Source organism: Streptomyces sp. NPDC002476, from assembly GCF_042889785.1.
Lineage (GTDB): Bacteria > Actinomycetota > Actinomycetes > Streptomycetales > Streptomycetaceae > Streptomyces.
Genome location: NZ_JBIARH010000003.1, coordinates 256,468 through 273,584 on the forward strand (window position 1 = coordinate 256,468; position 17,117 = coordinate 273,584).

Sequence of the window (17,117 nt, forward strand, 5' to 3'; positions counted from 1 at the left end):
CGGTCGTGCACCCGCTCGGCCGGTCGTCACCAGCCCCGGCCGGTCGTGCACGCGTCCGGCCAGTCGCGAAGGCCGCGGGCCACCGCGCGGACGGGCGCGGATCAGTCGCCCTCGCGCCGCTCCCGGGTGGACAGCAGCCGCCGCAGCGAGTCCAGGCGGGCCGGGTCCGCGTGCCCGTCCGCCACCCAGGCGTCCAGGGCGCATTCCGGCTGGTTGCCTTCGTGGGTGCAGCCGCGGGGGCAGTCCCCGGTGCCGGGCTCCAGGTCGGGGAACGCGTGGATCACCCGGGACGGGTCGATGTGGTTGAGCCCGAAGGACCGCACGCCGGGGGTGTCGATCACCCAGCCCCGCCGGCCGGACAGCGGCAGCGCCAGCGCGGACGTGGTGGTGTGCCGGCCGCGGCCGGTGACCGCGTTGACGACCCCGGTGGTACGTCGGCGGTCCTCCGGCACGAGCGCGTTGACCAGCGTCGTCTTCCCGACACCGGAGTGTCCGACGAAGGCGGTGATCCGGTCGGCCAGCTGCTCGCGCACCCGCTCGGCGGCCTCGCCGCTCTCCAGCTCCTCGCGGCTGGTGACGACGAACGGGACACCCAGCGGTGTGTACGCCTCCAACAGCTTGTCGGGCGGGGCGAGATCGGACTTGGTGAGCACGAGGAGCGGGGACAGTCCGCCGTCGTACGCGGCGACCAGGCAGCGGTCGATCATGCGCGGACGGGGTTCCGGATCGGCCAGCGCCGTGACGATCGCCAACTGGTCCGCGTTGGCGACGACCACCCGCTCGAAGGGGTCGTCGTCGTCCGCGGTGCGGCGCAGCACCGAGCGGCGCTCACCGATGCGGACGATGCGGGCGAGTGTGTCCTTGTCGCCGGACAGGTCGCCGACGAGGGAGACCCGGTCACCCACCACGGCCGCCTTCCGGCCCAGCTCACGGGCCTTCATCGCGACGATCGTACGGCCGTCGACGAGGCAGGTGAGGCGGCCCCGGTCGACGGTGAGGACCATGCCCTCCTCGGCGTCCTCGTGCTTGGGGCGGATGCTGGTACGGGGCCGGTTGCCCTTGCGGTTGGGGCGGATCCGGACGTCGTCCTCGTCGGGGTTCTTGCCGTAGCGGCGCATGTCTCAGGCCCCGAGCATTCCGGTCCACATCTGCGGGAAGTCCGGCAGGGTCTTGGCGGTCGTCGCCACGTTCTCGATCTCCACTCCGGGGACGGCGAGGCCGATGACCGCGCCCGCCGTGGCCATCCGGTGGTCGTCGTACGTGTGGAAGACGCCGCCGCGCAGCGGGCGCGGGCGGATGTGGAGTCCGTCGGCGGTCTCGGTGACGTCGCCGCCGAGTTCGTTGATCTCCTTGGTGAGCGCGGCCAGCCGGTCCGTCTCGTGCAGCCGCAGGTGGGCGACGCCGCTCAGCGTGGACGGGCCGTCGGCCAGGGCGGCGACCGCCGCGATGCCCGGGGTGAGCTCCCCGACCTCGCCGAGGTCGACGTCGATGCCGTGGACACGGCCCGAGCCGGTGAACGTGAGGCCGCGCTCGGTCAGCTCGCAGCTGCCGCCCATCGCGGTGAAGATCTCGCGCAGCGCGTCACCCGGCTGCGTGGTGTGCTCGGGCCAGTCGGGGATGGTGACCCGGCCGCCGGTGACCAGCGCGGCGGCGAGGAACGGCTGCGCGTTGGAGAGGTCGGGCTCGATGGTCAGGTCGCGGCCGAGCAGGGCGGAGTGGGAGACCCGCCAGACGTTCGGCTCGCCGCCCGTCTCCGGCTCGTCGACCTGGGCGCCGACGGCCCGCAGCATGTCGACGGTCATCCGGATGTGCGGCATGGAGGGGAGCCGGGCACCGGTGTGACGCACCTCCACCCCCTGGTTGAAGCGCGGCGCCGACAGCAGCAGCGCCGAGACGAACTGGGAGGACGAGGAGGCGTCGATCTCCACCGTCCCGCCGTCCAGCGCGCCGCCGCCGTGCACGGTCATCGGCAGCGAGCCGCGCCCGTCGTCGTCGATCCGGGCACCGAGCACGCGCAACGCGTCGATCACACCGTTCAGCGGGCGCTCGTAGGAGCGGGGGTCGCCGTCGAAGCGGACCGGGCCGTCGGCCAGGGCCGCGACCGGCGGCAGGAAGCGCATGACCGTGCCGGCGTTGCCGACGTCGACCGTGGCGGGGCCGTGCAGCCCGGCCGGGATGACCCGCCACGCCTCGCCGGAGGTGTCCGGGGTGCCCGTGGCGGGGCCGTGCAGCCCGGCCGGGATGACCCGCCACGCCTCGCCGGAGGTGTCCGGGGTGCCCGTGGCGGAGGAGCTCGACGAGACCGTCTCCTCGATGCCGACGCCCATGGCGCGCAGCGCCTCGGCCATCAGCAGGGTGTCGCGGGAACGCAGCGGGCGGCGCAGCCAGCCCGGCTCGGCGGCGAGAGAGGCCAGGACGAGGGCGCGATTGGTGACCGATTTCGAACCGGGCACGGTGACGGTCGCGTCGACGGCTCCACTCGCATGCGGGGCGGGCCAGAGGGCGGGGTGCACGGGGGTTTCGGTCATGAACCTCACTTTAGTGGTTCACCGCAAACCGGAATCTCGATCAAACGGTCCGAAACCGGCGCGCAATCAAACCGTGGTGGACGCCGACCGGGCGCCAACCGGGCACGATCGCATCGTGCCGGGTGCCGCCGGGTGCCGCCGGGCGTCAACCGGGCGCCGACGCACACCGCGCCGGGCATCACCCCTTCGTGCGGATGCCGCCGGGCGCCGGGTGCCGCCGCGCACCGGCTCACAGTCCGAGCAGCCAACGGCCCCCGCCGATCAGCGAGCAGAGCGACACCGCGTGGAACAGGAACAGCCAGAGCGCGGCCGGCACGTCCGTCAGCCGCGACAGCTGGTCCGCGTCCGAGTCGGGCGCACCGCCGTACCGCCGCTTCGCCTGGAGCTCGAAGGCCGGGCGCACCCCGCCGAGCAGCAGGAACCAGACCGCGCCGTACGCGAACAGAGACTGCACGGCGGGCGGGGCCAGCCAGGAGATCAGCAGGAACGCCGCCCCCGTGGAGATCACGGCCAGCGCCCCGTACACATTGCGGATCATCACCAGCATCGCCGCGAGGAGCGCGGTGGTCAGCCACAGCAGCAGCGTGATCCGGCCGTCGGTCAGCAGCCAGGCCCCGCCGAGGCCCAGCAGCGGCGGGGCGGTGTAGCCGGCCGCGGCGGTCAGGATCATCCCCATGCCGGTCGGCTTGCCGCGGCTGACCGTCAGTCCGCTGGTGTCCGAGTGCAGCCGTATCCCGGACAGCTGCCGTCCGGTGAGCAGCGCCACCAGCCCGTGCCCGCCCTCGTGCGCGATCGTGATCGCGTTGCGGCTCAGCCGCCAGAGCGGATTCGGTACGACGGCGATCAGCGCGAGCGTCCCGGTCACCACCACGAGCCACTGTTCGGGCACGGGCTGGGTCCCGAGGAGGCGGTCCCACAGGTTTCCCGGATCGATGCTGTCCATGGCGGGGGCGGCTCCTCCTGGTAGCGGCTTGCGGTATCGGCGTCCTGTCGCCGGGACGGTCGTGGCAGTCTGGCACTCATGTGCGGACGGTATGCGGCGAGCCGACGGCCCGAGGATCTGGCCGGACTCTTCCACGTCGAGAAGTGGGAACCGGAGGAGACCCTGGTGCCCGACTGGAACGTGGCGCCGACCAAGGAGGTCCACGTCATATTGGAGCGTCCTGTCAAAGACGCCGCCGACCGGCGTCCGGTTCGCCAGTTGCGGGCTTTGAAGTGGGGACTCGTGCCGTCGTGGGCGAAGTCCCCCGAGGGGGCGGCGCGCATGATCAACGCCCGGGCGGAGACCGTCCACGAGAAGCCGTCCTTCCGCCGCCCCTTCGTCTCCCGGCGCTGCATCCTGCCCGCCGACGGCTATTACGAATGGGTCACCGGCTCGGAGGAACGGCAGCTGGAGGAGAAGGGGAGGAAGAAGCGGCCGCGCAAGCAGCCCTACTTCGTGACGCCTGCCGACGGATCGGTCTTCGCGATGGCCGGACTGTACGAGTTCTGGCGCGACCGGACCCTGCCGGACGATCACCCGATGGCCTGGTGGGCGACCTGCACGGTGATCACGACCGAGGCGGAGACCACACCGCTCGCCGTCGCCCCCGCCGAGGGCCCGGCCACGCTCGCCGAGATCCACCCCCGGATGCCGCTGATGCTGACGCCGGACCGGTGGGACGCCTGGCTCGACCCGTCGCGCACGGACGTCGAGGAACTGCGGGCGCTGTTGGCGCCGCCGCCGGGCGGGCTGATGCGCGCCTATCCGGTGGCCACGGCTGTCAGTAACGTGCGCAACAACGGTCCCGAGCTGCTGGCGGAGCTGGCCGGTCCGGAGCTGGGCACGCTTTTCTGAGGTCCCCCTTCCGGGGCGTTCCTCGGCGGGGCCGCGTTCCGCGGCGCTCATGACGGTCCGCCTTGGGGTGTGTTCGTTCCTGGTGCCGCGACCGGCCCGCACCGGCGCGCGACCAGGTCCGTGCGGGCCGGGGGAGCGGCACCCCGTCCGGACGGGGCAGGATGGGAACCGTGAGTGCCACGGAGACGGAACGCAGGGTCGAGACGGTCGACACGGACGCCGGGCCGGCCCGGATCACCTGGCTGCCCGCGCGCGAGCCCCGGCTGGTGCTCGCCGTCGGCCACGGGGCGGGCGGCGGTATCGAGAGCCGTGACCTGCGGGCCCTGGGCGCCGCGCTCCCCGCGCACGGGGTGAGCGTCGCGCTCGTGGAACAGCCCTGGCGGGTCGCCGGGAAGAAGGTCGCGCCCGCCCCCGGGACCCTGGACGCCGGATGGCGGGGCGTGTGGCCGGCGCTCACCGCGCCCGGCCTGCCCGTCGTCGCGGGCGGCCGCAGCGCCGGGGCCCGGGTCGCCTGCCGGACGGCGACGGAACTCGGCGCCCGCGCGGTCCTCGCGCTCGCCTTCCCGCTGCACCCTCCGGGGAAGCCGGAGAAGTCCCGCGCGGACGAACTTCTCGGGGCCGGTGTGCCCACGCTCGTCGTGCAGGGCGGCAACGATCCGTTCGGTCGGCCCGGCGAGTTCCCGCCGGGGGAGTACGGAATCACCGAGGTGCCTTACGGCGACCACGGGTTCGCCGTGCCGAAGAAGTCCGGCCCGACCGAGGACCGGGCGATGGGCATCCTGACCGACGCCGTGACCGCCTGGCTGACCGGCCTCGTATGACATTCGTCCCAATCCGGACTTCCCGAGGTGAGGGGGCCGGCTCCGCGCGGGCATTCGGCCCGACCCCGTGAGAACCCGGGAATGTTGAGCCAGGGGCGGCTGTTGTGGGTGACATCGGTACATCAACGTCGTTTGTGGAGAGGGAGTCCGTCGCATGGGTTCGACCATCTGCCCACGTCGCTCGAACGCCGCCGACCTGGAGTGGACGGTTCTGTACGCGGCGAGGACCGCTTCGGAACGCGCGCTGAGCGGCTCGGAACGACAGCCCGTCCCGGGGCAGGGTCGACTATTCTCCGATTCGAGCGGATCCGGTTTCGGCTCCGCCCCAGCGTTGGAGGAGGTGGGTCCGGTCACTGGGACCGACACAGGTACCGACGACGGCCGCGCGCCGGAGACGGCCGCCGAGCGCAACGCGCGCTTCGAGCGGGACGCTCTCGGTTACCTCGACCAGATGTACTCGGCCGCGCTGCGCATGACGCGCAACCCCGCGGACGCCGAGGACCTGGTCCAGGAGACGTACGCCAAGGCGTACGGATCCTTCCACCAGTTCCGTGAGGGCACCAACCTCAAGGCATGGATGTACCGCATCCTCACCAACACGTTCATCAACTCGTACCGCAAGAAGCAGCGCGAACCCCAGCGCAGCGCCGCCGAGGAGATCGAGGACTGGCAGCTGGCGCGCGCCGAGTCGCACATGTCGACGGGGCTGCGCTCCGCGGAGTCGCAGGCGCTCGACCACCTGCCGGACTCCGACGTGAAGGCCGCTCTCCAGGCGATTCCCGAAGAGTTCCGCATAGCCGTGTATCTCGCCGATGTCGAGGGCTTTGCCTACAAGGAGATCGCGGACATCATGGGGACTCCCATCGGTACGGTGATGTCCCGACTGCACCGGGGCCGCCGCCAGTTGCGCGGCATGCTGGAGGACTACGCCCGTGAGCGCGGGCTCGTCCCGGCCGGTGCCGGAGGGTCGGACGATCGGAAAGGCTCGGGCTCATGAGCTGCGGAGAGCCGCATGAGACGGACTGCTCAGAGGTCCTCGATCACCTCTACGAGTTTCTCGATCACGAGATGCCCGACAGCGACTGCACCAAGTTCGAGGTGCACTTCGAGGAGTGCTCCCCGTGCCTGGAGAAGTACGGTCTGGAGCAGGCGGTGAAGAAGCTGGTGAAGCGCTGCTGCGGCCAGGACGACGTACCGAGCGACCTGCGCTCCAAGGTGATGGGCCGGATCGAGCTGATCCGCTCCGGCCAGGTGGTCCCGGAGCAGGACGTGACGTCCCCGGGGAGCGACCGGCCGACCGCCGCCAAGGAGTGACGTCCGGCCGCGCCTGAGGCCCGAACGACCGTCGGTCCGAACAGCATCACCCGAATGTGCTAATCGACATCATTACCGCCCTGCAGGACGCGCGACTCGCTAGCGTGACGCCTCCATCGATGGAGCTGAGGGGCGGCGGGGCGGGTGGAAGCCACACGCGGGACGGCACGCGCCTACATCGGGACGGTCGCGGCCGTCGCCCTGACGTGCGGGCTTCCCGCGTTGCGGCCGGGGGCCGAGACACCGTGGGTCACCCTCGGACTGCTCACCGGCCTCTACCTCGTCTGTGAACTGCCCGGGCGCTGGCCGTTCCTGGGCTCCGTGCCGATCAGTGCCGGATCGTTCTTCCCGCTGCTGCTGGCCGGAGCGTTTCTGCTGCCCCCCGCCGCGGCGGCCCTGGTCGCCGTCCCCGGCTCGCTGGCCGGCCGGGTGGAGGATCCACCCGCCACGGCCCGGCGCGTCTGGCGGGCCGCGCAGCTCGCCCTCACGGTCTGGGTGGCCTCGACCGTCCACGTCCTGCTCGGCGGCCGGGCCGCGCTCGGCGGCACCGCGGCCGACGGCGGCCGGCTCCCCGACTTCCCGTACGCACTGGTGCCGGCCTGCGCCGCCGCCCTGGTCTTCAGCCTCGTGCTGACCGCGCTGGACGGTTCGATCCTGGCCGTGGCCGAACGGGTGCCGGTCCGGCGCGCCTGGAGCGGGCTGCCGTTCCGTGCGCTGGGGCCGCACCTGGTGCACGGGCTCGCCGGGCTGATGATGGCGGTGCTGTGGCGCGGCCCGTACGGACCGCCCTCCGCCCTCATCGTGCTGCTGCCGATGTACATCTCGTGCTGGGTCTTCGCCCAGTCCCACCGTGAGCACGCCGCCCACCGCGCCACCATCCGGGCACTGGTGCAGGCCGTCGACATCAAGGACACCTACACCCGGGGCCACAGCGAACGGGTGGGCCACGCTTCCGTCCTCATCGCCCGTGAACTGGGCATGGACCGGGGCCGTCTGGAGGTCCTGCGGTTCGCCGGCATCCTGCACGACGTCGGCAAGCTCGGTGTGCCGACCCGGGTGCTCCGCAAGGACGGACCGCTCACCCCGCAGGAGCGGCGGGTGATCGAACTGCATCCGGAGTACGGGCACGAGATCGTCCGGGGCATCGGCTTCCTCGGCGAGGCGCGGGCCGCGATCCTGCACCACCACGAACGGCTGGACGGCAGCGGATATCCGTACGGTCTCAGCGGGCGACAGATCCCCGAGTTCGCCCGGGTCGTGGCGGTGGCCGACGCCTTCGACGCGATGACGTCGACCCGGTCCTACCGGCGCGGGCGGCCGGTGCACGCGGCGCTCGCGGAACTGAAGCGGTGCGCGGGCACGCAGTTCGACCCGCGGATGGTGCGGGCGCTGGCGCGCGCCCTGGACCGGCACGGCTGGCAGGGGACCCCGGCGGTGACGGCGGACGAGACCGTTCCGCGGCCCCGGAACGCCAGGGCGGAGGCCCCCGGCACGGGCGACGCCGGAACGCCGCTCCCGCCCTCCCCGAGGGACGGAACGGACACGCGATACGGGCCGGACGGGCCGCGTGCGCCGGAACGCCCCGCTGCGCCCCACGGGGAGGCACCCGCCGTCCCCGGTCCGCCACGGACCGCGGACCGTACGCGGTGATCCGCGCCCGCGGGACCAGCGCCCGGCCCGGCGCGGTGCCGCCCGCCGTGCTCGTCGTCCGCGCCGCCGCCGGGCTCCTGGCCCTCGGCGGGCTCGGCCACACGCTCTGGGCCGGAGTCCACGCCCCCGGCACCGCCCTCGCCTTCGGGCTGCTGATCGCCGTCGGCGAGCTGGCGCGCTGGGGCGCGCTGCCCGGCGAGCGCGAGCCCGCACCGCTCGGGGCCGCGGGCGCGCTGGCGTACGCCCTCCTCGGCCGGGTCGGCGGCGAACCGGCCGGGCACGACGTCCTCCAGGTGGTCGCCGTGCTCCTCGCGGCGCAGCTCGTCGCCTGCGTGCCGCATCTGGCGCGCGGCAGCGCGCCGACGCCCGACCGGGTCGCCCGCCGCGTCCTGACCGTCGCCTTCGCCGCCGTGTGCTTCCAGCCGCTGTACAGCTCGGCGCGCACCGCGGGCCGGTTCGGTGAGGGGCCGTACCACGTGCTCCTCCCGCTGCTGCTCCTCGTCCTGACCGGGCTGTGCGACGCCGTGCTCGCCGCCCTGCTGGCGCGCTCGCGGTCCGTCCCGTACGGCCGCCGGGGCGCGGTCGGCACCCCCGCCCCGTACGGGCCGCTGCTCCGCGACGAGCTGCGGGGGCTCGTCGGCATCGGCTCGGCGGTCTGCGCGACCGGTGCCGTGATGGCCCTCGGGGTCGCGGTCGCCGGGCTGTGGGCGCTGCCCGTGCTGTGCGTGCCGCTGCTGCTGACCCAGGTCGCGTTCCGCAGGTTCGTCGCGGTGCGCACCACCTACCGGCAGACGATCACCTCGCTCTCCCGCTCCACCGAGATCGCCGGACACACCCGGCCGGGGCACGCCCGCAGGGTCGCTGAGCTCTCCGTCGCCGTCGGCCGCGAGCTGGGCCTGTCCGGGAACCGGCTGCTGGTGCTGGAGTACGCGGCCCTGATGCACGACATCGGCCAGCTCTCGCTCGTCGATCCAGTCCCGGACGGGGCCACCGCCACCCTGCCCGCCGCCGAGCAGCGCCGCATCGCGCTGCTCGGCGGGGCGGTCGTCCGGCAGACCGGGGTGGACGGAGAGGTGGCGGTCGTGGTGGAACGGCAGGCCGACCCGTACTGCGAGCAGCCGTTGTCCGCCAGGATCGTCCGGGCGGTCAACGCATACGACGACCTGTCCGGGGAAGGGCTCATCGGGCCGCTCGGCGCGCTGGAACAACTCAGGCTCGGTACCGGGCACGACTACCAGCCCGAGGTCGTGGAATCGCTGGCCCGTGTTCTGGCCCGGGGCGGCCTGGTTCCCGTTCCGTCCGGGTAACCCATGGGTAATGAGCGGGCGTCCGGCCCGGCATGGTTGGATGCGAAGAGAGAGCGGAAGACGAGGGCGTGCTCTCAGTCGGGACGGGCGGGAATCGTGAGGATCTTCGGGAAGGTACGGCATCGGCCCTCCGCCTCTTGGCGGCAGGCCACGGACCGCGCGTTCACGCTGATCGGTGACGGCCGGTACGAGGACGCGGGCGCGCTGCTGACACGCGCGGCGGACCTGGAGCCCTGGCTCTCGGAGTCGTGGTTCAACCTGGCACTGCTGCACAAGTTCCGGCACGACTGGGAACAGGCGAGGGCCGCCGGCCTGAGGGCCGTCGCGCTGCTCGACAAGGACTCCGGCGCTCCCGACTGGTGGAACGTCGGGATCGCTGCCACCGCGCTGCAGGACTGGCCGCTGGCCCGCCGCGCCTGGCAGGCGTACGGCCTGAAGGTGCCGGGTGCCGGCCAGCACACGTCGGCGGCGGGCAGCGAGCCCGTCGGCATGGAGCTGGGCAGCGCCGCGGTACGGCTGTCGCCGGAGGGCGAGGCCGAGGTGGTGTGGGGGCGCAGGCTCGATCCGGCCAGGATGGAGGTGCTCTCCATCCCGCTGCCGTCGTCCGGCCGCCGCTGGGGCGAGGTCGTCCTCCACGACGGTGTGCCGAACGGGGAGCGGGTGACCGCTGCCGGGCCCGCGTACCCGGTCTTCGACGAGATCGAGCTGTGGGCGCCGTCGCCCGTTCCCACCTGGGTGGTGCTGCTGGAGGCGGCCACGGAGGCGGACAGGGACGCGCTGGAGCGGCTGGCGTCCGACGCCGGGTTCGCCGCGGAGGACTGGTCGTCGTCCGTGCGCCTGCTGTGCCGGGCCTGTTCGGAGAGCCGGATGGAGAGCGACGAGGGCGACGGCGAGCACTTGGACCCGCACGACCACAGCGAGCCGGGGCATCCGGGGCCGCTGGGGCACCGCACGGCCGGTGAGCTGTGGGTGCCGGAGCGGGAGTGCGGGATAGCGGCCCCGGCCGGGCTGGTGCGCGGGCTGCTGGACGGCTGGGTCGCGGACAGCCCGGACAGCCGCGAGTGGCGGGATCTCGAAGAAGTCTGCTGACCGGTGCCCGTAGGCTGTACGGGCACCGTCGCGGTGCCCGGGTGCTCGGGGCCCGGACGCCACGGATGGTTTCGGATGCCCGGGTTTCAGGTTTTTGAGGAAGGCGTACGGCGGACATGGCGCAGCAGGAGACGGACGAGCGGATCAACGTGGAAGACGAGGAATTCGTCGTCGACACCGAGCACTGCGAGGAGCGTGAGACGGCGCATCGCGAGCGCGGCACCTCCCGTCCGATCACGGTCGTGGGCAACCCGGTGCTGCACAAGGAGTGCAAGGACGTCACCGAGTTCGACGACGACCTGGCCCGGCTGATCGACGACATGTTCGCCAGTCAGCGGACCGCGGAGGGCGTGGGCCTGGCCGCCAACCAGATCGGCGTCGACCTGAAGGTCTTCGTCTACGACTGCCCCGACGACGAGGGCGTGCGGCACGTGGGCGCCGTCTGCAACCCGGTGCTGGAGGAGCTGGCTCCCGAGGACCGGGTGCTGGACGACTCCAACGAGGGCTGCCTCTCCGTCCCCACGGCGTACGCCCCGCTGGCCCGCCCGGACTACGCGGTGGTCCGGGGACAGGACGCCAAGGGCAACCCGATCAAGGTGCGGGGCACCGGCTACTTCGCCCGTTGCCTGCAGCACGAGACGGACCACCTGTACGGGTACCTGTACATCGACCGGCTGTCCAAGCGCGACCGCAAGGACGCGCTGCGGCAGATGGCGGAGGGCACGCCGCGCTACGAGACCGTGCCGAACGGCTGAGAGCGCTGATCGCGGTCCACCGGTGGGCCCGGTTCCTCCCGCTCACGGAGGAACCGGGCTCACCGCTTTCCGCGCTTACGGAGTCGTCAACTTCCTGTCTCTCAAGGGCGGTTGACGCGCGTCGACTCCTCCGACAGGCTCTCTGACCACATCCTCATCATGCCTTCGCAGCGACAGGGAGCCCTTCATGCTCGGACGCACCGCACGACTCCTGCTCGGCTTTGTCATGACCATGGCTTTCGCGTGGGGTGGGGCCGTGGTCACCGCGGGCACCGCGCAGGCGGACGGCTGCTACACCTGGACCCGCACGCTGTCCCCGGGCGCCACCGGCAACGACGTCGTCCAGCTCCAGATCCGGGTGGCCGGCTACCCCGGGTACAACTCCGTACTCGCCATCGACGGCTCCTACGGACCGGCGACCACCGCCGCCGTCAAGCGCTTCCAGGCCGCCTACGGCCTGGCGGCCGACGGCATCGCGGGCCCGGCCACCCAGGCCAAGATCTACGAGCTCCAGGACAACGACTGCACCCCGGCCCACTTCACGTACGCCGAGCTCAACCAGTGCAACAGCACCTGGGCGGGCGGTGCCGTGGCGGCGGGCACGGCGAGGGCGAGCGCCCTGAGCACCATGTGGAAGCTGGAGGCGCTGCGGCACGCGCTCGGTGACCAGTCGATCCGGGTCACCAGCGGCTTCCGGTCCCAGACCTGCAACAGCGCGGTCGGCGGTGCGGCCAACAGCCGTCACATGTACGGGGACGCGGCAGATCTCGGCGCGGGGCCGCACTCCCTGTGCACCCTCGCCAAGCAGGCCCGCAACCACGGCTTCAACGGGATCCTCGGCCCGGGCTACCCGGGCCACGGCGACCACATCCACGTCAACCAGGGCCCCAGCCACTACTGGTCGGCCCCGAACTGCGGCGTCTGACACCCGGCCCCGGCCCGGGCGCCCGCCGGGGCGTCCGGGCCGGAGCGCGATCGACGGCCGTCCCGGGTCAGGCGGCCGAACCGCGGAAGGTGCGGCGATAGGCGTGCGGGGTGGTGCCCAGCGACCGGACGAACTGATGGCGCAGCGCCGCCGCCGTCCCGAACCCGGTGCGCCCGGCGATCGTGTCCACGGTCTCGTCGGACGTCTCCAGCAGGTGCTGCGCCAGCAGCACCCGCTGGCGCAGCAGCCAACGGTACGGCGTCGTGCCGGTCTCCTGCTGGAAGCGGCGGGCGAAGGTGCGCGGTGACATGTGCGCCTGCGCCGCCAGCTGGTCGACCGTCATCTCCTGGGCGAGGTGGCGCTCCATCCACACCAGCGTCTCCCCGACCGTGTCGCAGCGGGTGCGCGGCAACGGCCGCTCTATGTACTGCGCCTGGCCCCCGTCCCGGTGGGGCGGCACCACCATGCGGCGGGCGATCGCGTTGGCGGTGTCGGAGCCGTACGCCTCCCGGACCAGGTGCAGGCAGGCGTCGATCCCGGCCGCCGTGCCCGCCGAGGTGACGACCGGGCCGTCGTCCACGTACAGCACGTCGGGTTCGACGACGGCGCGTGGAAAGCGCCGGGCCAGCTGGTCGGTGTGGCGCCAGTGAGTGGTGCAGCGGCGCCCGTCCAGCAGCCCGGCCGCACCGAGGACGAACGCGCCGGAGCAGACGCTCAGCACCCGCGCGCCCCGGCCCACGGCCCGGCGCAGGGCGTCGAGGACCTCCTCGGGGTAGTCCCGGCCGCCGGAGTCGCCGGAGGCCGGTACGGCGATGAGATCCGCCTCCTCCAGTCGGTCGAGGCCGTACGGGGTGCCGATCGTGAACCCGGCGTGCGTCCGCAGCGCCGGGCCCTCGGCGGACACCACGGCGAAATCGTGGACCGGAAGGCCCTCGGCACTGCGGTCGAGGCCGAAGACCTCGCACAGCACCCCCAGTTCGAAGGGGTGGACCTCGTCGAGCAGCAGAGCGGCGACGTTGTTCAGCATCCCACCAGTGTGGCAGCAAATCGATGGTGCATGGCAGTCCTGCCACTGCCGGGGAGCGGGCGCGCGGACGAGAGTGGAGCCATGAACACACTCCTGGACATCCTTGGCATTTCCGCTCTCATCGTTCTCTTCCTGCTGCCCACCCTGGCCGGACTCGCCCGGGAACGCCGCATCGACCGCGAGCTGCGGGAGGCGGAACGGGAACGCGCGGAGGCGCCGCCGGGAACGGCGGACGCCGCGCGGCCCGTCACGGCCGCGCGGCGTCCCCATCTCAGAAGCTGGGCCCGGGTCTAGGGCGTCAGAAGTCCTCGTCGAGGTCGACCGTGCCTTCCACGGCCACCTGGTACGCGGACGGCCGGCGCTCGAAGAAGTTGGTCAGTTCCTGCACGCCCTGGAGCTCCATGAACGAGAAGGGGTTCTCGGAGCCGTAGACCGTCGGGAAGCCGAGGCGCGCCAGCCGCTGGTCGGCCACACACTCCAGGTACTGCCGCATCGAGTCGGTGTTCATGCCGGGCAGGCCGTCGCCGCACAGATCGCGGGCGAACTGGAGCTCGGCCGTCACGGCCTCCTCCAGCATGTCGGTGACCTGCTGCTGGAGTTGGTCGTCGAAGAGGTCGGGCTCCTCCTTGCGGACGGTGTCCACGACGTCGAAGGCGAAGCTCATGTGCATGGTCTCGTCGCGGAAGACCCAGTTGGTGCCGGTGGCCAGGCCGTGGAGCAGGCCGCGGGAGCGGAACCAGTACACGTACGCGAAGGCACCGTAGAAGAAGAGCCCTTCGATGCATGCGGCGAAGCAGATCAGGTTGAGCAGGAAGCGGCGGCGGTCGGCCTTCGACTCCAGCCGGTCGATCTTCTCCACCCCTCCTTGCCCGTCCAGGGCGGCCATCCACTTGAAGCAGAATTCGGCCTTCTCACGGATGGACGGGATGTTCTCGACCGCCGCGAACGCCGCCGCCCGGTCGTCCGGGTCGGGCAGGTAGGTGTCCAGCAGCGTCAGATAGAACTGGACGTGCACGGCCTCTTCGAACAGCTGACGGCTCAGGTACAGCCGCGCCTCGGGGGAGTTGATGTGCTTGTACAGCGTGAGGACGAGGTTGTTCGCGACGATCGAGTCGCCCGTCGCGAAGAACGCGACCAGCCGGCCGATCATGTGCTGCTCGCCCGGCGAGAGCTTGGCGAGGTCCGCGACATCCGAGTGGAGGTCGACCTCCTCGACGGTCCAGGTGTTCTTGATCGCGTCCCGGTAGCGCTCGTAGAAGTCCGGGTAGCGCATGGGGCGCAGGGTCAGTTCGAAGCCCGGGTCGAGCAGGTTCTTCTCGGGGTCGGTGTCGGTCATTACTGGCAGGCCTCGCAGGACTCGGGGTTTTCCAGGGAGCAGGCGATCGCGTCCGCGTCGGGGACCGGAGCCTGCTGGGCGGGGACGGGAGCGGTCGCCGCGGTACGGCCGGAGGCGGCGCGGGCGATCCGGGTGGCGGGGCGCGAACGCAGGTAGTACGTCGTCTTCAGCCCCCTCTTCCAGGCGTACGCGTACATCGAGGAGAGCTTGCCGATGGTCGGCGTCTCCATGAAGAGGTTCAGCGACTGGCTCTGGTCGAGGAACGGGGTACGGGCCGCGGCCATGTCGATCAGGCCGCGCTGCGGGATCTCCCACGCGGTGCGGTAGAGCGTCCGCACGTCTTCGGGGATCCAGGCGAAGCCCTGTACCGAGCCGTTCGCCTCGCGCAGCGCCTCGCGGGTCCGCGCGTCCCACACGCCCAGCCGCTTCAGGTCGTCCACCAGGTACGCGTTGACCTGGAGGAACTCGCCGCTGAGCGTCTCGCGCTTGAAGAGGTTGGAGACCTGCGGCTCGATGCACTCGTACACGCCCGCGATCGAGGCGATCGTCGCCGTCGGCGCGATGGCGAGCAGCAGCGAGTTGCGCATGCCGGTCCTCGCGACCCGGGCGCGCAGCGCCTCCCAGCGCTCCGGCCAGTTCGGCTCGGTGGCGTAGTGGTCGGGGTGCAGCACGCCGCGCGCGGCCCGCGTCTGCTCCCAGGCGGGCAGCGGACCCGACCGTTCCGCGAGGTCGCAGGACGCCTCGTACGCGGCCAGCATGATCCGCTCGGAGATCCGCGTGGACAGCGCACGGGCCTCGGCGGAGTCGAACGGCAGCCGCAGCCGGAAGAAGACGTCCTGGAGGCCCATGGCGCCCAGGCCCACCGGGCGCCACTTGGCGTTGGAGCGGGCGGCCTGCTCGGTCGGGTAGAAGTTGATGTCGACGACCCGGTCGAGGAAGGTCACGGCGGTGCGGACGGTGGCGTCCAGCCGCTCCCAGTCGATGTCCCCGCCCGTGACGAACGCGCCGAGGTTGACCGAGCCCAGGTTGCAGACGGCCGTCTCGCCGTCGTCGGTGACCTCCAGGATCTCGGTGCACAGGTTCGACGAGTGGACGACACGACCCGGCTCGGCGGTCTGGTTCGCGGTCCGGTTGGCGGCGTCCTTGAACGTCATCCAGCCCTGGCCGGTCTGCGCGAGGGTGCGCATCATCCGTCCGTACAGCTCCCGGGCCGGCAGCGTCTTGCGGGCCAGCCCCTTCGCCTCGGCGGCCCGGTACGCGGCGTCGAACTCCTCGCCCCACAGGTCGACCAGCCCGGGCACGTCGGACGGGGAGAACAGCGACCACTCGCCGTCCGCGTCGACCCGGCGCATGAACTCGTCGGGGATCCAGTGCGCGAGGTTCAGGTTGTGCGTACGGCGGGCGTCCTCACCGGTGTTGTCGCGCAGCTCCAGGAACTCCTCGATGTCCGCGTGCCAGGTCTCCAGGTAGACGGCGGCCGCGCCCTTGCGACGGCCGCCCTGGTTGACCGCCGCCACGGAGGCGTCGAGCGTCTTCAGGAACGGCACGATCCCGTTCGAGTGCCCGTTGGTGCCCCGGATCAGCGAACCGCGGGCCCGGATGCGGGAGTACGGCAGACCGATGCCGCCCGCGTGCTTGGAGAGGCGCGCCACCTGGTGGTAGCGGTCGTAGATCGAGTCGAGCTCGTCGAGCGGGGAGTCCAGCAGATAGCAGGACGACATCTGCGGGTGCCGGGTACCGGAGTTGAACAGCGTGGGGGAGGAGGGGAGGTAGTCGAGCCGGCTCATCAGCCCGTACAGCGCCGCGACCTCGTCCACGGCACGCGGGGAGTCGTCCTCGGCGAGCCCGGACGCCACCCGAAGCATGAAGTGCTGCGGGGTCTCGACGACCTGACGGGTGTGCGGGTGGCGCAGCAGATAGCGGCTGTGCAGGGTGCGCAGCCCGAAGTAGCCGAACCGGTCGTCGGCGCCGTCGGCGAGGGAGCGTTCGACCAGGGCGTCCAGGGTGGCGGCGTGTGCCCGGACGAACGCGGCGGTGCGGTCCGCGATCAGGCCCTCGCGATGGCCGACGGCGACGGACGCGGAGAAGGAGACCGCGCCCTGTCCCGCAGCCTCGTCCGCGATGGCACGGGTCAGCAGCCGGGCGGCGAGCCGGGAGTAGGCGGGGTCCTCGGAGATCAGCCCCGCGGCGGCCTCGGTCGCCAGCGCCCGCAGTTCGGCCTCGTCCGCCCGGGCGCTGCGCCCGCGCAGCGCGGCGGCGGCCACCCGGCCGGGGTCGGTGTCGGGCAGGTCGACGGTGAGGGCGGTCAGGGTCCGCAGCAGCGCGGTCCCGGGTCCGTCGTGTGCGGTACCGGGCCCGTCGTGTGCGGTTCCCCCGGACTCGGCCGCCTCGGACACGGTCGCTTCGGACACGGCGACTGAGGCCGGATCGGCTGGCGCGATGGTCACGCGGTGCTCTCCCTCGCTCGGCTCGGGGCCGGCGGGGAGCGGGGGCGGCCGGACAGCGCCGGGCCCGGGGCGGGGCAGCGC

16 protein-coding genes are annotated in these 17,117 nt (G+C 72.4%); 10 read left to right on the top strand and 6 right to left on the bottom strand.

Annotated features, from left to right (window positions below; all coding sequences use genetic code 11):
* Nucleotides 1–101: 101 nt before the first annotated feature.
* From rsgA to ACFYXM_RS05000, 3 genes are all read right to left on the bottom strand, one after another.
* On the bottom strand, nucleotides 102–1,118 hold the full coding sequence (gene rsgA, locus ACFYXM_RS04990; protein WP_389286932.1) for a ribosome small subunit-dependent GTPase A: 1,017 nt from the start codon (nucleotides 1,116–1,118) through the stop codon (nucleotides 102–104).
* 3 nt (nucleotides 1,119–1,121) lie between these two features.
* The gene (gene aroA, locus ACFYXM_RS04995) at nucleotides 1,122–2,528 is read right to left on the bottom strand and encodes a 3-phosphoshikimate 1-carboxyvinyltransferase (protein ID WP_389286934.1); all 1,407 of its coding nucleotides are present in this window, start codon (nucleotides 2,526–2,528) and stop codon (nucleotides 1,122–1,124) included.
* Between the two features lie 229 nt (nucleotides 2,529–2,757).
* Complete coding sequence (locus ACFYXM_RS05000; protein WP_389286936.1) at nucleotides 2,758–3,471, bottom strand: M50 family metallopeptidase; 714 nt, start codon at nucleotides 3,469–3,471, stop codon at nucleotides 2,758–2,760.
* A 78-nt stretch (nucleotides 3,472–3,549) separates the two neighbouring features.
* Between ACFYXM_RS05000 and ACFYXM_RS05005 the strand changes: the two genes are divergently transcribed.
* The 9 genes from ACFYXM_RS05005 to ACFYXM_RS05045 all read left to right on the top strand — a co-directional run bounded on the left by ACFYXM_RS05005 (nucleotide 3,550) and on the right by ACFYXM_RS05045 (nucleotide 12,226).
* Nucleotides 3,550–4,365, top strand: a complete 816-nt coding sequence (locus ACFYXM_RS05005; protein WP_389286938.1) for an SOS response-associated peptidase — start codon at nucleotides 3,550–3,552, stop codon at nucleotides 4,363–4,365.
* 170 nt (nucleotides 4,366–4,535) lie between these two features.
* Entirely contained in the window at nucleotides 4,536–5,186 is a 651-nt protein-coding gene (locus ACFYXM_RS05010) for an alpha/beta family hydrolase (RefSeq protein WP_389286940.1), read from the top strand.
* A gap of 340 nt (nucleotides 5,187–5,526) precedes the next feature.
* The gene (locus tag ACFYXM_RS05015; protein ID WP_199883115.1) at nucleotides 5,527–6,183 is read left to right on the top strand and encodes a sigma-70 family RNA polymerase sigma factor; all 657 of its coding nucleotides are present in this window, start codon (nucleotides 5,527–5,529) and stop codon (nucleotides 6,181–6,183) included.
* Nucleotides 6,180–6,500 (top strand): mycothiol system anti-sigma-R factor, encoded by a 321-nt coding sequence (gene rsrA / locus ACFYXM_RS05020; protein WP_389286943.1) that lies wholly within the window; start codon nucleotides 6,180–6,182, stop codon nucleotides 6,498–6,500. Before ACFYXM_RS05015 ends, rsrA begins: the two co-directional genes overlap by 4 nt.
* Before the next feature lie 144 nt (nucleotides 6,501–6,644).
* Nucleotides 6,645–8,150: an HD domain-containing phosphohydrolase gene (locus ACFYXM_RS05025; RefSeq protein ID WP_389286944.1), complete on the top strand. Its 1,506-nt coding sequence runs from the start codon at nucleotides 6,645–6,647 to the stop codon at nucleotides 8,148–8,150.
* The gene (locus ACFYXM_RS05030) at nucleotides 8,147–9,457 is read left to right on the top strand and encodes an HD-GYP domain-containing protein (protein ID WP_389286946.1); all 1,311 of its coding nucleotides are present in this window, start codon (nucleotides 8,147–8,149) and stop codon (nucleotides 9,455–9,457) included. Before ACFYXM_RS05025 ends, ACFYXM_RS05030 begins: the two co-directional genes overlap by 4 nt.
* Nucleotides 9,458–9,553: 96 nt before the next feature.
* On the top strand, nucleotides 9,554–10,546 hold the full coding sequence (locus tag ACFYXM_RS05035; protein WP_362019872.1) for a hypothetical protein: 993 nt from the start codon (nucleotides 9,554–9,556) through the stop codon (nucleotides 10,544–10,546).
* A gap of 116 nt (nucleotides 10,547–10,662) precedes the next feature.
* The gene (gene def / locus ACFYXM_RS05040) at nucleotides 10,663–11,301 is read left to right on the top strand and encodes a peptide deformylase (protein ID WP_389286948.1); all 639 of its coding nucleotides are present in this window, start codon (nucleotides 10,663–10,665) and stop codon (nucleotides 11,299–11,301) included.
* A gap of 187 nt (nucleotides 11,302–11,488) precedes the next feature.
* On the top strand, nucleotides 11,489–12,226 hold the full coding sequence (locus ACFYXM_RS05045) for a D-Ala-D-Ala carboxypeptidase family metallohydrolase (RefSeq protein WP_389286950.1): 738 nt from the start codon (nucleotides 11,489–11,491) through the stop codon (nucleotides 12,224–12,226).
* Nucleotides 12,227–12,293: 67 nt separating this feature from the next.
* Here ACFYXM_RS05045 and ACFYXM_RS05050 read toward each other — a convergent pair whose 3' ends face one another.
* Entirely contained in the window at nucleotides 12,294–13,253 is a 960-nt protein-coding gene (locus ACFYXM_RS05050) for a helix-turn-helix domain-containing protein (protein WP_389286952.1), read from the bottom strand.
* A gap of 81 nt (nucleotides 13,254–13,334) precedes the next feature.
* Here ACFYXM_RS05050 and ACFYXM_RS05055 point away from each other — a divergent pair, with 81 nt between their 5' ends.
* A complete protein-coding gene (locus ACFYXM_RS05055; RefSeq protein WP_073781864.1) occupies nucleotides 13,335–13,547 on the top strand; it encodes a hypothetical protein in 213 nt (70 codons plus the stop codon).
* Between the two features lie 4 nt (nucleotides 13,548–13,551).
* Here ACFYXM_RS05055 and ACFYXM_RS05060 read toward each other — a convergent pair whose 3' ends face one another.
* Entirely contained in the window at nucleotides 13,552–14,589 is a 1,038-nt protein-coding gene (locus ACFYXM_RS05060; protein ID WP_389286954.1) for a ribonucleotide-diphosphate reductase subunit beta, read from the bottom strand.
* Complete coding sequence (locus tag ACFYXM_RS05065; protein ID WP_389286957.1) at nucleotides 14,589–17,036, bottom strand: ribonucleoside-diphosphate reductase subunit alpha; 2,448 nt, start codon at nucleotides 17,034–17,036, stop codon at nucleotides 14,589–14,591. Before ACFYXM_RS05065 ends, ACFYXM_RS05060 begins: the two co-directional genes overlap by 1 nt.
* Nucleotides 17,037–17,117 lie beyond the last annotated feature (81 nt).